At 67.2% G+C, this 14,005-nt stretch carries 13 protein-coding genes; 10 read left to right on the forward strand and 3 right to left on the reverse strand.

Annotated features, from left to right (window positions below; all coding sequences use genetic code 11):
* The first annotated feature begins 12 nt into the window (after positions 1–12).
* From J2Y46_RS07540 to J2Y46_RS07550, 3 genes are all read left to right on the forward strand, one after another.
* A complete protein-coding gene (locus J2Y46_RS07540; protein WP_310241399.1) occupies positions 13–879 on the forward strand; it encodes a hypothetical protein in 867 nt (288 codons plus the stop codon).
* The gene (locus J2Y46_RS07545; RefSeq protein WP_310241402.1) at positions 876–1,685 is read left to right on the forward strand and encodes a caspase family protein; all 810 of its coding nucleotides are present in this window, start codon (positions 876–878) and stop codon (positions 1,683–1,685) included. Before J2Y46_RS07540 ends, J2Y46_RS07545 begins: the two co-directional genes overlap by 4 nt.
* Before the next feature lie 61 nt (positions 1,686–1,746).
* A complete protein-coding gene (locus J2Y46_RS07550; RefSeq protein ID WP_310241403.1) occupies positions 1,747–2,601 on the forward strand; it encodes a universal stress protein in 855 nt (284 codons plus the stop codon).
* Positions 2,602–2,653: 52 nt separating this feature from the next.
* Here the strand turns inward: J2Y46_RS07550 and J2Y46_RS07555 are convergent, their stop codons facing one another.
* Positions 2,654–3,223: an LPXTG cell wall anchor domain-containing protein gene (locus tag J2Y46_RS07555; protein ID WP_310241404.1), complete on the reverse strand. Its 570-nt coding sequence runs from the start codon at positions 3,221–3,223 to the stop codon at positions 2,654–2,656.
* A gap of 130 nt (positions 3,224–3,353) precedes the next feature.
* Positions 3,354–5,138: a DUF4012 domain-containing protein gene (locus J2Y46_RS07560; RefSeq protein WP_310241405.1), complete on the reverse strand. Its 1,785-nt coding sequence runs from the start codon at positions 5,136–5,138 to the stop codon at positions 3,354–3,356.
* A 146-nt stretch (positions 5,139–5,284) separates the two neighbouring features.
* On the opposite strand from J2Y46_RS07560, the gene J2Y46_RS07565 reads away from it, so the two are divergent.
* A complete protein-coding gene (locus J2Y46_RS07565; protein WP_310241408.1) occupies positions 5,285–5,548 on the forward strand; it encodes a hypothetical protein in 264 nt (87 codons plus the stop codon).
* 54 nt (positions 5,549–5,602) lie between these two features.
* Here J2Y46_RS07565 and J2Y46_RS07570 read toward each other — a convergent pair whose 3' ends face one another.
* Positions 5,603–6,913 carry a UDP-glucose/GDP-mannose dehydrogenase family protein gene (locus J2Y46_RS07570; RefSeq protein WP_310241409.1) on the reverse strand — a complete coding sequence of 437 codons (1,311 nt, stop codon included), beginning with the start codon at positions 6,911–6,913 and terminating at the stop codon, positions 5,603–5,605.
* Between the two features lie 552 nt (positions 6,914–7,465).
* On the opposite strand from J2Y46_RS07570, the gene J2Y46_RS07575 reads away from it, so the two are divergent.
* The 6 genes from J2Y46_RS07575 (at position 7,466) to J2Y46_RS07600 (ending at position 14,003) form a co-directional block, all read left to right on the forward strand.
* Entirely contained in the window at positions 7,466–8,584 is a 1,119-nt protein-coding gene (locus tag J2Y46_RS07575; protein ID WP_310241411.1) for a glycosyltransferase, read from the forward strand.
* Positions 8,585–8,816: 232 nt separating this feature from the next.
* On the forward strand, positions 8,817–9,833 hold the full coding sequence (locus tag J2Y46_RS07580) for a hypothetical protein (RefSeq protein ID WP_310241413.1): 1,017 nt from the start codon (positions 8,817–8,819) through the stop codon (positions 9,831–9,833).
* A gap of 5 nt (positions 9,834–9,838) precedes the next feature.
* On the forward strand, positions 9,839–10,897 hold the full coding sequence (locus J2Y46_RS07585; protein WP_310241414.1) for a glycosyltransferase: 1,059 nt from the start codon (positions 9,839–9,841) through the stop codon (positions 10,895–10,897).
* On the forward strand, positions 10,894–11,976 hold the full coding sequence (locus tag J2Y46_RS07590; protein ID WP_310241416.1) for a glycosyltransferase: 1,083 nt from the start codon (positions 10,894–10,896) through the stop codon (positions 11,974–11,976). Before J2Y46_RS07585 ends, J2Y46_RS07590 begins: the two co-directional genes overlap by 4 nt.
* Positions 11,966–13,009: a glycosyltransferase family 4 protein gene (locus J2Y46_RS07595; RefSeq protein ID WP_310241418.1), complete on the forward strand. Its 1,044-nt coding sequence runs from the start codon at positions 11,966–11,968 to the stop codon at positions 13,007–13,009. The genes J2Y46_RS07590 and J2Y46_RS07595 overlap by 11 nt, the downstream gene beginning before the upstream one ends.
* Entirely contained in the window at positions 13,002–14,003 is a 1,002-nt protein-coding gene (locus J2Y46_RS07600) for a hypothetical protein (protein WP_310241420.1), read from the forward strand. The genes J2Y46_RS07595 and J2Y46_RS07600 overlap by 8 nt, the downstream gene beginning before the upstream one ends.
* The last annotated feature ends 2 nt before the right edge of the window (positions 14,004–14,005 follow it).

The following is a 14,005-nucleotide window of genomic DNA, read 5'->3' on the forward strand; positions in this document are numbered from 1 at the left end:
CCCGGAAAGCCGGTGCTGACCCTCGCCGCAGTCGTGGCTCCGAAGCAGCCGGTGACCGCGCCCGCGCCGCTCGCGGCAGTGCCGCCGGGGGCGCCCGTGAGATTCACCGTGACGTCGACGGTGGCGATCCCCGCTCCGTCCCTGAAGTCGGGCACAGTGCCGATCGCAGCGACGTTCGCCAACGCGGCCCGCTCCGCCACGGCCACCGAATGGAACGCGAACGTTGTGTTCACCGCGCAGCCGGCCGGCGAGGTGCATGCCTCGGTCGGCGCAGGAGCCGACGAGGTCGTGTCGGCGCCGATGCGGATCACCCTCACCACGGGCCCCGTCACGGGGCAGCCTCCCGGCAACGGAGGCGGCGGGGACATCGTCGGCCCTGCCGAGGTCGCAGTCGGCGAGTACGACGCCGACTTCGCCCGCCGCACGGGCAAGGTGTTCCGGGGGCTCGCCTTCGTGTTCGCGGGTCTCGCCGCCTGGATGCTCCTGTGGATCCTGCCGATGGGCGGCCTCGACGACACCGAATCCGACCTCACCGAGCGGGTCATCGCTGCGGCGAGCACTGTCGCCCTCGCCGCCGGAGTCATCGCGATCCTTGCGGGAGTCTGGATGGCGCTGCTCGAGGCGAGAGGCCGACAGCGCGCGCGGGTGGCCATCGCCGCAGGCGGCTCGAGGGGCGCCGGGGGCCTGGGCATGAGCATCGCCGACGTCGAGAAGCTCGCGGCGGCGCTGAGCAAGGTCCGCGGAACCATTGCCGCATTCGTCATCGGCGTGCTGCTGATCGTGCTCTCGCTGACGGCGCTGACGGTCGGACAGGCCATCCCCGATCCGCCCGCGACCACTCAGACCGACGACGGGCAGTCAACGACTGGTGACGAATGAGCGAGGTGCACGCGGTGCTGATCGGTGTGGCCGCGCCGGCGCCGGTGCGGTGGTCCGACAACGACGGAAGGTTCGTCACCGCCACCGAGCCCTACCAAGACGGTGACTTCCGATTCGCTGCGCTGGAAGGCGTGAGCACCGATCTCACGTCGTACACGAACATGGTCATCGACGCCGCGCCCGACGCGGTCATCTCTCGACTGGAGAGCCCCGAAGACACGACGCTCGCGGCGGTGACCGCCGAACTGGAAAGGCACGTGCGTCGGGAGATTCCGTGCAGCTGCACGTCGCTGGTGATCGTTCTCGTAGGGCACGGCTTCCAGGTGCAGACGTGGGATCCCGAAGAGCCTGACCGCATGGACGAGCTGTTCGCCCTCTCCGATCTGCCCCTCATCGACGACTGGTGGGTGCCGTTCTGGCGCGAGGCGCGGCGCGACCTCACAGCGACGATCGTGGTCGACTCCTGTCACTCCGAGACGATCGTGCGCGGCCTCTTCGTGCCCGATCCCGTCATTGTGCGCGAGCGCGTGAACGATGGGCCGCGGCGCCTGATCATCTCCGCGTCGATGGACGCCCAGCTCGCCTATGAGCATTCGATGGGGGGCCAGACACAGGGTGTCCTCACGCACGGGCTCGAGCTGGCGTGGGCGTTGCCCGACAACCGGACGAGCTACGAGGCCTGGTTCACTTCCGCGTCCTCGATCGTGAACCGGACGATCCTGCAGACCGCCGTCATGCGCATCATCGATCCCGAGCAGACCGTCCAGCTCGTTCCCCCGTTCACGGCCGGATCGCCGGCGGGGTAGGTCCGACTTCCCTCGCGGCGGTGCGCGTCGCTAACCTCGGGACGTCGAAGGGAGAGCCAGGGTGGCTGACGCGATCGTGGCAGGTGTGACAGGCAGACCGGTGCGGCAGCGGGTCGCCGACTGGGCGGCGGGTCGCGCGGCGGCCACCGGGCGCGATCTGGTGCTCGTGTCGGTGGTGGGCGGGGCGGTCGGCGCCGTGGGCGAGGACGAGGTGCTGCAGCGCGCGCTGGACGACGCCCAGGCGCTGGCCGACGGCGAGATCGCGCGCCTGCAGAGCGCCGACCTGGACGTGCGCACCGTCGTGTCGCACGGCAACCCGACCGAGGTGCTGATCGAGCAGTCGGCGGATGCCGCGCTGCTCGTGATCGGCAGCGACCTCGGCGGAGAGGGACACGTGCGGCGGGGGCCGCATGGCCGTCGCATCGTCGCGGGTGCGCACTGCACGGTGATCGTCGTCCCGGATCTCGACCTCTCGGATCGCCGCGGAGTCGTGGTGGGCGTCGACGGGTCGGACGTGTCGCAGCGGGCACTGGAGTTCGCCGCGGCGGAGGCCGCAGCATCCGGCGACGCACTCACGGCCGTGTCGGCATGGATCCCTGTGAGTGCCGGGGCCGACTACGCGATGGGCGGAAGCGTCTCGTTCTACCCCGACCTCTACCTGACAGACCTCCAGGCTCAGACCGAGCGATCCCTCGACGAGCTGTTGGCCGACGTGCGCCGGACCCACCCCGACCTGCGCATCGAGACCCACGTCGCCGAGGGCGATCCGGGTTCGGTCATCAACGAGGTGGCGGCCACCGCGCGGCTGGCGGTCGTCGGCACCCATAGCCGCACCGGACTCGCGCGGCTGCTGCTGGGCTCCGTGAGCGAGCACGTCCTGGCGGAGCTGGTGACGATCACCGCCGTGGTTCGCTGAAACGAGAAGGACCCTCCGGCCCGAGAGTCGGAGGGTCCTTCTTTTCGTTCAATCAGGCCGTGACGCGTGCGCGGCTGTTGCGGCGGACCGCCGCGACGACGGCGAGTGCACCACCGGCGAGGACGAGTGCGCCACCGCCGATCCAGACACCGAGCAGCGAGGCGCTGTCGGAGCCGGTCGCGGGCAGGACGCCGCCCGCGCCGCTACCGGCCGCAACCGCCGTCACGGTGGCCGACACGCCGCCGCCCGCCGAGGGCGAGATCGCGGTGATCGTGTACGGACCGCTCGCGTCGGCCGGGAAGCGGATCGAGATCGGGTCGAGACCGCCCTGGGCGTTGGCCTCGAGCACGCCGAGCGTCTTGGTCTGCACGGCGAACTTGACGAACGCGAGCGACGCGCCGCTCGCGTTCTCACCGGTCAGCGTGACGGTGACGGGCTCGCCCGGCTCGAAGATGCCGTTCGCCACCGAGAAGGTGACGGTACCGCCAGGAACGACGGTGGAGCTGGAGACGGTGCCCGAGCCGGCGGGCGGGTACGTGCTCGCGTTGGCAGCGAGCGGAAGTGTGGTCAGCGCTGCCGCCAGAAGTGCGACGGCAGCTGCGCGGAAGATGTGACGTTTCATGGAATTCACCCGGTTCTATTCGTTCGGTCGTCGCAACCATTGGCGCGATGTCTCCCCAGAACACCGATGTGCATTTTTCCCAGAAGAAAGGCGCCCACCGAGGTTCTTCGATGAACGCCTTCTCATCTGATTATTGGGCAGATTCGCAGGGAGATGCAACCGCGCCTGTTTCTGCAGCGTTAATGGTGGGTGACAACTCGGTGCCGAGCGCGGGAGTCCGAGGAGTGCGCACTACGAATGTCGCCGTGGACTGCTCGCCCGGAGCCAGTTCGCTGGTCCACATCTGCACGAGACGGCCCGCGTGCATGCCGCCGCCGAAACCCCCGAAATCCGCGTCATCGCCTACACCCGAGGCGACGAGCTCGGCTCCTTCGGGGAGGTAGATGTAGGCGACGGTGCGGGCGCTGCCGCGCGGAACGCCGTAGTTCTCCGCGCCGGTGATGTAGGCGGGAAGGGAAGCCGCATCGGCAGGCGCGTTGTTACGCAGCGTGACGGTGAGTTCGGCCAGCGAGTCCGAGTCCGGGCCCGTGCACCAGCCGACGCCGGCCGTGAGCTCTGTGTAGTAGTCCATCTTCGATCCGGTGCCGTCGTTGACGTACACCCCGAATCGCGTGGTCGTGGCGTCGGTCACCGGCAGTCGACCCTGCAGTGTCGTGCCGTCGAGCAGCGCCTGTTCGTCTTCGTGCGCGTTCCAGATCAGCAGGCGACGCTCGCCGCCCGCCCGGGCGAGCGCGCCGATGAGGGCCGTCGGGTCGGACTCCCCGTCCACGAGCGCCGTGAACACCGCGGCGGATGCTGCGGCGAAGAAGGCGTCCTGATCCGCCGGCCGTGCGTACCGGAGGTAGACCTCGTTCAGCAGCAGGTCGACGGCGTTGTCGGCCGTGAGCACGTCGCCGGTGGGAAGGTTCACCGGGCCGGTGGCGGTGAGCAGGTACGACAGCGTCACCGGGTCGATGGTGAGGACGCCGTCCACCGACGTGCCGAACTCGCGCGCCCACATCTCGCGTGCGATCGGGGCGCTGACCGTGAAGTCCGGGATCTGCGTCGCGTTCTGGATGTAACGCGCGGGGCGCTCTCCGAAGAGCGCCAGGGTCTCCGCATCCATCGGCACGACCGCATCGTCGAATCGGGTGAAGTCGGCCGTCGAGCCTGTCGCGGTCAGCGTGAGGCGGCCGTCGTCGGCGTGCAGCACGACCATCGCGCCGACGATGCCGCCGAGCGAGCGCCACTCCGCGTTGTTCTGGACGAGCACGAGGTAGTCGCGCGGGCTCTCGGCGCCGAGCATAGCCGGTAGGAGCGCGGTCGCGCGGGCGAGCGCGTCGGCGGCGGGGGCGGTGTCGCCGAGCATGCGGCTCATGTCGTCGACCGCCGAGCGCAGTGGCGCGACGAGAGCCGTCGAGTCGATCGATGAGACGGATGCCTCGGCCCGGGCGATCCCCGCGGCTCCCTCCGCGGCAGCGGGGTGCAGTGCGGCGATGGTCTCGAGGTCGAATCGGCCGTCCACCGGGCGGAGGGCGTCGAGTGAGAGTCCTCCGGCGGCGTCGGCGAGCGGCTGCAGTGACGTGGCCGCGAGGTCGTCGACCGCGGCGGCTACGGTCGAGACCGCCGCGAGCTGGGGTCCGACCCAGGGGAGGGACTCCGACGCCTTCCACACCGGGTCGCTGGTGAGGTCGTGCGCGGCGGCGGTGTCGGCCTGCAGATCGCCGAGCCGTTCCGTCACGGCCGCGGGATCGTCGAGACCGTCGCGGATCGTGGCGACCTGAGAGCGCGCCGCTTCGAGGTGCTGGTAGGCGAGAAGGCCTCGGACGCCGAGCCAGCATGCCGCGGCGAGCATGAGCAGCAGAATGCCGCCGAGGACCCACGCGATCACGGCACCCGCACGGCGGGCGGAGGAGGGGAGCACGGGTCGGGTCACGCGCTCCACCCTAAACGCGGCTCGAGAATGGAGTGCGCCGGCCGATTTGCGGCGCTCTCAGCGATGCGGCCAGAATGTGGGAGCGGCCGGGGGGCGCGTCGTCGACGTGCGTTCGATCCGATCGGGACCGCGGAGGGGACGGCGAAGTGAACAGCGCCGCCTCGTCGCGCGCGCAGCGTCGTGCGCAGGCCGCGTTCCGCGAAGCGTACCGGCGCGACGTGCTGGGAAGCGCGACCGCACGGCGGCGCGTGATCGCGAAATACCGCGGTGACGACGGGTGGCAGCCGGTCAAGGGTGTGCGTCTGGATGACGAATCGGCCCAGGCGTTCATAGCCGACGGCGTCACGCTCGTGCGCGTGCGTCGTCGTGGGCGAGAGATCGAAGTGGGCCTTCGCCGCTACCTCGGCTGAGCTCGCGTCGGGCGAGCACGCGCCCGCCCGACGTCGTCGGTGCGTCATGAGGTGTCAGGGGCGTCCCATGCCGAAGTACTCCCAGCCCGCAGAGCGCCAGGCGGCGGCATCGAGGCAGTTGCGTCCGTCGACGATGACACGGCCGGCCACCAGGGAGGCGGCGTGCTCGGGCGGCAGCTGGCGGCGGTACTCGTCCCATTCCGTGACGACGATCACACCGTCGGCGCCGGTGAGGGCCTCGTCGCGGTCGGCGACGTAGTTGAGCTGCGGATGCCGCGCCCGCGCGTTGTCGATCGCTTCAGGGTCGGTCACGGTCACGATGGCGCCGAGCCCGTGGAGCGCGACCGCCACGTCGAGCGCGGGGGAGTCGCGGATGTCGTCGCTGTGCGGCTTGAAAGCGGCCCCCAGCACCGTGATCTTCTTCTCGAACACCGAGCCGCCCAGGGCGTTGACGGTGAGCTGCACGGCGCGCTCGCGGCGCCGCAGGTTGATCGCGTCGACCTCGCGGAGGAAGCTGACCGACTCGCCGCGGCCGAGCTCCTCGGCGCGTGCCGAGAACGCGCGGATGTCCTTCGGGAGGCAGCCACCGCCGAACCCGATGCCGGCACCGAGGAAGCGGCGGCCGATGCGCGCGTCGTGGCCGATGGCATCGGCGAGCTGGGTGACGTCGGCACCGGTGACCTCCGCGATCTCGGCCATCGCGTTGATGAACGAGATCTTCGTCGCGAGGAAAGCGTTGGCCGCGACCTTGACGAGTTCTGCGGTGGCGAGATCGGTGACGATGAACGGCGTGTTCTTCGCGACGGCCGTGTGGTAGACCTCGCGGAGCACGTCGGCGGCACGCTCGCCGGCGTCACCCGCGGGCACACCGGCGACGAGGCGGTCCGGATCGATCGTGTCCTGCACAGCGAAGCCTTCACGCAGGAACTCGGGGTTCCACACCAGGGTGGCGCCGGTCGGCGTCACCCGCTCGGCCAGCTCGGCCGCGGTGCCCACCGGCACGGTCGACTTTCCGGCGACGACGTCGCCCTCGCGGAGGTAGGGGATCAGGCCGTCGACCGCGGCGTTCACGTACGTGAGATCGGCGGCGTAGCCGTCCTTCTGCTGCGGGGTGCCGACACCGATGAAGTGCACGTCGGAACCGTGCGCCTCGGCCATTTCGGTGGTGAATCGCAGGCGACCCGACGCGATGCCGTCCGACAGGATCTGCTGCAGACCGGGCTCGAAGAACGGCGCCTGGCCCTGCGATAGCGACGCGATCTTCCGCTCGTCGACATCGATGCCGATCACCTCGTGACCGATCGAGGCCATGGCGGCGGCGTGGACGGCACCGAGGTAGCCGCAACCGATGACTGACAGACGCATGGGGACTCCTTGTGGTTGGAAGCTCGTTGCTCGTGCGTCATTGCCAAGCGTCGCTCGTGCGGCGGGTTCGACTATTTCCTACCAGATCGAACGGGAAACGCGTGCCGTGCGGCGCCATCGGGGTGTCTGGGTTCGGGCGACTTTGTGTGACAAAGCCTGTAACAGGAGGGTGCTATCGTGTCCCCGGCAGCTGGGGATCTGCATACAGGAACGGAGTGCGGAGTCCAGCTTGAGCCCAGAGATTGACTTTCCCGATGAGTCGTCAACGAAGTCAGACTCTCTGAGCGCAGTACCCGACCCGCTGTTTGGCGTTTCAGCGCCATACGCCACCTCGGCACAGGCGTGTGTTCGTCCCGCGAAAGAACGGGCGCGCGCCGGCCTATGGCGATGGGATCGTGGCCGTGAATCTACGCGCATCCGCAACGCCCACGTGCGTGACCCGGGGCGAAAGTGCTACTTCGCCGATGCACCTCTCGCGACTTCGGCCGTAGGCGGCCAGATCGCGGTGGGTCATGGCCCTGACTTTTCGGCGAACGCGTCGGAGGAGACACAATGACGACTGCGACGAACCCGAGGGCCGCCCAGGGTTCATCCACGAGACCCCGAGCGCTTGTTGTGATCTGTCCGACTGAGTACGGCGGGCAGATTGAACACGCAGCGGAGATCGCGGCTGCGGCGGTCCGCGTCGCCGGCTTTGCGCGCTGTGTGGTGGTCACTCGCCCAGGGGGCGCCGCCGCCGTTGCGGGCTGGCAGGAGTTTCTCAGCGTGGAGGAGACACTGCAGAGCCGTCGTCCCGTGTCATCAAGGGGTCGTGCACTCCGCCAAGTCATCGACAGTCAGAAGGACCGACGGGCGATCCGTGCGATGCTCGAGCGGCTTCAACGCACGCACGATGTGACGGTCTTCTATGAGTCGAGCAAGTACGGCATCATCCGCACCCGCAGACGGCTGCGAAGCGTCGCCTTCGTTCACAACGCGATGCCTCACGCATCCGCGCACATGACGGTCCGAGATCGAGTTCTGTTCTCGCTCGAACGAAGAATGTCTCGGCACGCAGACAGAGTGGCTGTACACGGTCACCGCCAAGCTGAGCGCGTCGCGCGGTGGTCGGCCACGCCGATCATCAACGTGCCGCTACCCGGCGACTCCCGCCCCGTCCCGTCCGCAGCCGAGACGGAAGCTCCGTATGCACTTTGCATCGGCGAGGTCCGACCAAACAAGGGAATAGAGCAAGCCATCGCTGCCGCGCGGAAGTACGACATCCGCCTTCGCGTGATGGGTACCCCAGAGCCCGCAGGGTACGGCGAGATACTCGGGGGGCTCGAGAGGGGAGCGGCGACGTCGATCGAGCTGGGCTATCTCGAGGCTGCCGAATTCAACTCGACTCTCGCGCGCGCCGCCGTCGTGGTCCTCCCCTATACAAGCTTCGCGGCGCAGAGCGGCGTTCTCGCCAAAGCCGTTCAGTACGCGCGACAGATCGTCGCATCCGACCTTCCTTCACTGCGGGAACAGGCTGGCAGCTATCCCCACATCGAGTTCGTCGCAGTCGGTGATCCCGATCGACTCGGCGCCGAGATGGTCTCCGCGATGGAGCGGTCCAGCTTTTCAGCGATCGACACCGAACTCGAGGGGAGAGCTTGGGATGACGTCGCTCGCAGCCTCTTCGCGTAGTGCGACCGCGCCGCGGCGTGCGCTGGAAACGCGGCGACCGTCCGGGCTCGCAACGGCCAGCGCTGCCGCGGCAGTCACACTCAGCTTCCTGCCCTACCTCGCCGTCCCCCTCGGGGGCAGTACGAGCGTCTCGGTCTCCGCGTTGCTCGGCTTGTTCGCTTGGGTGATCGGGCCCCGTGTTCCGCGAGTCGATCTCGCTGTCGTACTAGTAGGTGCGCTGCCACTTCTCGCGATGGCGATCACCACGCTCTTCTTCGATACACCTCTGCCACCGACAGCGGCGGTGACGTGGCTCGGGGCGGCCGGGGCGTTCGCTGCCGGTGCGGTCGGGGTGCTCTGCATGCGGGACAAGCTCGCGAGTCTTCTGGCGTGGTTGGTGCTCCTCACATCCCTCTTCGGGTTCTTCCAGTACTTTGCGCTTCGCGCTGGGTTCATCCCGTTCGTTGAGCTGTATCGCGCACCTGGCTATGCGAGTGTCGAGGCGAACGCGCCCGCGATCCTTCTGTACATTCGGCGGCCGTTCGCACAGTTTCCGGAGCCCTCGTTCATGGCGGGGTCGCTCACCCTGGCCGTCTTGGCCATGCTCCTGATCGCGCGATACTTCGGCCGTACTCGCCTGCGACGGGTGGAAAAGGCTGCTGTCCTCGCCGGTGCGATCGTGATTGTGTTGAGTGAATCGGGCAGCGCCGTCGCCGGGCTCGGAGCGATCGCCGTCGCCCTGCTCGCGTCGTCCGCGCGCAGCATCGGCGCTCAGATAAGGGCAGCACTATTGATCGTTCTCGCGGCTGCGGGTGCGATTTGGGTGATAGAACAACGCAGTTCGATCCTGAATTTCTCGTGGGGCGATCGAATGATGTCGATCATCGCATCCGCGCAGTTTTGGGCTAGCGACATTCAGACGTTCCTGTTCGGCCTAGGCCGAGGCGGGTTGACTGCGGCCTACTCGAGCGGCCGTGTTGATGTGAGCGGCTTCCAGTTCACTCAACAACCGCCCGACGTGTTCAGCGCGATCGGCCGAGTCCTTTTCGAGTCCGGCCTGTTCGCAGGCGGGGCGGTCCTGCTCATTCTCGTTCTGTTGATCGTGCGCGGGGGAGCCCTGGTCGCGCCCTTGTTCTCGGTAGCCATGATCACCGCTTGGCTCGTGGTCGGCGGCATCACGATCAGCTACGAGAGCGCCGCGTTCATCTGGCTCCTGCCTGGTGTCTGCATGGGTGTAATCGCTGTGAGACGAGGGAGTGGCAACGAATGAGAGTCGTGCACGTCATCAACAGCCTCGAGACCGGAGGCGCACAGACGCTCGTCGAGGCTTTGTGTCTGGTCGCGGAGTCGAACCATGACGTGCACGTGGTTGTTCTGCTCGGCCGCGACACGCTCAGCGCTCGAGTGGAAGCAGCAGCCGCGTCAGTCACATACCTGAATCTTCGCAAGGACCCGATCTCCGCTGGTGTGGGTGTCGTGCGTCTGCGCCGAATCCTCCGGCAGCTTCGTCCGGACGTCATCCACTCGCACTTGCTGCAGGCGGATCTGATCGCCTCTCTTGCAAAGGGCAGGACTGCACTGGTTTCTACCGTGCACACCAGCGGTGGGCATGAGAGCGGGCTGGGATCGGCGCTGGTCACGAGGGTCATGCGACTCGTCGCACATCGCTACTCCGCACTGGTTGCGTGTTCTCCGTCAGCGGGGCGCTTCGCCAAGACTCGTTTGAACCGCGCGCCGGATGCGACGATTCTCAACGGGACGCGGCTTCCAGAGTTCGATATGCCATACGTCCCCGAAGAGAGCTCAGTAGTTCTCTCGCTCGCGCGTTGGCACCCGATGAAGGATCACGCGAATCTCTTCGCTGCGGTGAGTCACATGGGAGCCTCCGGGCCGCGCCTCGTCTGCGCTGGTGCGGGCATGTCTGCCGACAACCCAGAGGTCGTTGCTTTGACCGCGCAGTTCCCCGGCATCGACATCGAACTCCGTGGCCCAGTTGAGGATGTCGCCAGCCTCATTCAGGGTGCGCGGGCTCTTGTCGTGGCGAGTTCGCACGGGGAAGCACTTCCGATGGCGGGAATCGAATCGCTCGCTCACGGCGTACCAGTCGTCACAACGGACGTCGGCGACTGCTCGCTGCTTGCTATCGATGAGGCGCAGTTGGTGCCGCCCCGCGATCCCATTGCCCTGGCGAGCGCACTCACCGAGATCTTCTCGGAGCAAGCGCACGCACAACTTGAGTTGCGCGCGCGCGCGCGTCGTCGTGCCGAGGATCTGTTCGATGTGACGAGCGCGGCCCGCACGTACTATGCCATCTACGAAGGGATCGCTCGGTGACAGAACGGCCCCTCCATCTACTCCATGTCACCGAGACCTTGGCAACGGGAGTACTCGACGTTGTCGCGCGCATGGCGGCTCACCAGGTCGAGCTGGGCCACCGAGTAACAGTCCTGCATAGTCCGAGGCCGGAGACGCCGCCCAGAGCAGTGCTCCAGACGCGCCTGGGGGGAGCTGAGCTGGTAACGGTCGGCGACTCAACGCAAAAGCGATTCACGCGACTCCGGGCGCTGCGCTCGGCGCTCGTCGACTTGCGCCGCAGAGGAGACATCGACCTCATTCATCTGCACTCCTCCTTCGCGGGCGTGGTCGGCAGGTTGGGCGCAACAAAGACGCCCGTCATCTACTCCCCGCACGGCTTCGCGTTTCTGCGCCGCGATGTCTCACGGACGAAGGCTCAGGCCTTTCAACTGGCCGAAGCGGTCTTGGCGCGTCGGAGCGACGCAGTGCTGTGCGTTTCTGCGAGCGAGGAGCATGTGGCTAGGACTGCGCTGCGGGCGCCCACCCTGCTGGTACCCAACCGGCTCTCGATGGAGGAGCTCCAACTGGGCGCGCCCGGTTCTGCCGGCGCCAAGCCTTTGATTGTCAACGTCGGCAGATGGTCACCGCAGAAGGCCCCCGAGCGGTTCGCGCGGGCCGCCACCGAGTTTCAGGCCGATGCCGACTTCCTATGGATCGGTGACGGCCCGAGCCCTGAACCTCTATCTGGCTATTCGGTCTCAGGATGGATCGAACCGACTGACGTCGTTCGACGGCTCGCCGCAGCATCGATCATCTACTTCACTTCGCGATGGGAGGGCATGCCAGTCGGTCTCATGCAGGCGCAGGCGCTTGGCATACCGGCTGTCGCGTTGAGCTGCGTGGGCGTCAGCGACGTGGTGGTCGACGGGGTGACAGGCCTCATCGTCGACGATGAGGCGACCGCACACCGTGAGTTGCGGCGCCTTCTGGACGATCCGGCGAGACTCGCCAGCATGCGAGCGGCGGCGGTGTCGCTCCGCGATCGGTTCTCCGATGTCAACTACGGCCACGACCTGATGGCCGCCTATCGGGAAGTCGTGGGTCCCCGTGTCAGATAAGCGCATCGTGTTCGTTTCACTCGCTCCGGGCATATGGGGAGCCGAGCGGAGCATGTTGACGCTCGCCAGCGCGCTCGTGGAAGACGACGTGGAGGTCGCTCTCCTATGCACTGAGGAAAGTGTGGCGACCGCGTGGGAGGAGGCGACCGGAACTCCGGCCCACCTGCTGGCCACGGACGGCGGCGCCCGATGGAAGCAAGTGACGGGGGTGTGGAGGCAGATCAGCCGGTTTGCTTCACGTGCCGACACCATTGTTCTGTTCTCGTATGTGCTCGCACCAGGAGCCATCACGCCGAGGCGTTGGCCGAACGGCCGTCCCTCGATTGTCCTGGATTTGCACGACACGCTTACCCCGGGCTTTGGACGCCTGGCGCTTTCGGCTTCTGCGCGGGGAATGCGCCGCGTGATCTCGGTGAGCCGGTTCACTGGTGGCCAAGTGATCGGGTCCCAGTCGCGCGTCTCGGTGCTGACACGCCCCATTGCGCCGCTGCCATTCCGTGGGCGCCGAGAGAGCGCTCCTATGGTGGTTGCAGTGCTGGGTCGAGTGACACCGGAGAAGCGGCCCGAGCTGCTCATCGATGCTGTCAGGGATGTGCAGGGACTGGACGTTCTCATTCGCGGTGAGTACCTCGCCGGTGAGGAGTACACCCGTGAGCTGCAAGCGCGGGGTGAGCGAGCGCTTGGCTCCCGATTTCGGCTCGAGGGGCCCCGCCCTTGGGAACGCGCTCTCGACGGAATCGACCTTCTGGTAGTCGCGAACGCGAATGAGCCGATGGGGCGCACGGTACTTGAAGCGCAGCTCAGTGGTGTGATCGCCATCGTCCCGGACCGTGGAGGATCATCCGAACTCGTTCGACCCGGGGAAACGGGGTTCCGTTACGAGGCCGGTTCTTCAGACTCCTTGGCAAATGTCCTGCGGGAGGCACTCCGCTCCGACCTCACGTCGATCGCGGAGGGTGCTCGAGCCGATGCCCTTCTGGTGACCGATGCGAGCCGCTACGCCCGCGCCTATCGAACGGCGATAAATGCCTAGACCGCTGCAGGTCATGATGTCATTCACTCGGCCGACCGAGACCTCGAGCCCTTACGTTCAACTGCTGATCCGAGCGTTGGAGGAAGAGGGGGTGGAAGTACATTATCTGTCGTGGCCCGCATTGGTCACCGGCCGGGTGAGGTTGCTGCACATCCATTGGCCCGAGACGATGTTGAAGCGCAGAACTGCGATCGGCCGGGTTGCCAACCGTGCGTTCATGGCGACGCTGCTGATGTGGGCGAGGAGCGGACGAACACAGGTCGTCCGCACTGTGCACAACTCGGTGCCTCATGAGTCGCCGGGGCGCGCAGACCGGTGGTTGCTCGGGCGACTGGACGCCGCTACCCATGCGCGGATCTATCTCACCGCTCCGGCGACGGAAGCAGTGGGAGACTCGGTTGTACTTCCTCATGCGGAGCTAGGGTCCTGGTACGTTGCGCAGGCGGCGGAACCAGTGCCGACACCCTCGGCAAAGGGCCCGGACGTCTTGTTCTTCGGCCTTGTTCGGCCCTACAAGGGCATTGAACATCTTGTTCGTCTCGCCGATGATGCACCCGACCTGACAGTTCGCATCATCGGCGCCCCCGCCGACTCGGCGCTAGCCGAGCTCGTCGACGGCGCCGTCTCGTCCCACACGAACCTTTCCAGCGAACTGCGGCATGTTCCCGACCCGCAGCTCGTGGCGGAGATCATCCGCGCCCGCCTCGTCGTACTCCCGTACGAGAAGTTCGAAAACTCCGGCGCGGCGGCGCTAGCAATGGACCTCGGGGTGCCCGTCCTGGTGCCGGCGTGCGGCCCGACGCGCGAACTCCAGGCCCTGTTCGGGCCAGAGTGGGTGCACCTTTACGAGCCACCCCTCCGGGCGGACGAGGTGCGGCGTACGATCCGCGGTCTTGTGGAGGCGGGGAGTGCCCAGCGTCCTATCGTGGAGGTGCGAGAGTGGCCGCACCAAGCAAAGGTCCACATCGAGCTCTACGAATCGGTTCTCGGATAGTC

The sequence above is a fragment of the Microbacterium sp. BE35 genome (assembly GCF_031457705.1).
In the GTDB taxonomy this organism is placed as follows: Bacteria; Actinomycetota; Actinomycetes; order Actinomycetales; family Microbacteriaceae; genus Microbacterium; species Microbacterium trichothecenolyticum.

What these genes read in the sequence shown, in the direction of transcription:
- J2Y46_RS07545 (WP_310241402.1), top strand. Translation starts at nt 876, where the DNA reads ATGAGCGAGGTGCACGCGGTGCTGATCGGTGTGGCCGCGCCGGCGCCG.
- J2Y46_RS07555 (WP_310241404.1), bottom strand. Translation starts at nt 3,223, where the DNA reads ATGAAACGTCACATCTTCCGCGCAGCTGCCGTCGCACTTCTGGCGGCA.
- J2Y46_RS07570 (WP_310241409.1), bottom strand. Translation starts at nt 6,913, where the DNA reads ATGCGTCTGTCAGTCATCGGTTGCGGCTACCTCGGTGCCGTCCACGCC.
- J2Y46_RS07575 (WP_310241411.1), top strand. Translation starts at nt 7,466, where the DNA reads ATGACGACTGCGACGAACCCGAGGGCCGCCCAGGGTTCATCCACGAGA.
- J2Y46_RS07580 (WP_310241413.1), top strand. Translation starts at nt 8,817, where the DNA reads ATGGCGATCACCACGCTCTTCTTCGATACACCTCTGCCACCGACAGCG.
- J2Y46_RS07600 (WP_310241420.1), top strand. Translation starts at nt 13,002, where the DNA reads ATGCCTAGACCGCTGCAGGTCATGATGTCATTCACTCGGCCGACCGAG.